Consider the following 244-nt stretch of genomic DNA (forward strand, 5'->3'; position numbering starts at 1 on the left):
TATTAAAGGTGAGGAGTCAATGACTATTTACCCCTCTTCAGCATGGGCGGAGCGTGCGTTTTGCCATAAATGCGGCACCAATCTCTATTATCATCAGCTTAGCTCTGAGACTTATGTTCTGTCACTAGGACTGTTTCAAGAGAATCCAAACCTTACTTTTGAGAGCCAGATTTTCATTGATAAAAAACCCGATTATTATGAATTTGCTAATGACACAGTCAACTTAACTCAACAACAGCTGTTT

General features: G+C 39.3%; 1 protein-coding gene. It reads left to right on the forward strand.

Features of this window, described 5'->3' with window-relative positions:
- Window positions 1-19: 19 nt before the first annotated feature.
- Window positions 20-244 (forward strand): GFA family protein (locus AAEY88_RS15085; protein ID WP_350563698.1); only part of this gene is annotated, 225 nt, incomplete at its 3' end.

The sequence above is a fragment of the Psychrobacter sp. CAL346-MNA-CIBAN-0220 genome, assembly GCF_040309805.1.
Taxonomy (GTDB): Bacteria; Pseudomonadota; Gammaproteobacteria; order Pseudomonadales; family Moraxellaceae; genus Psychrobacter.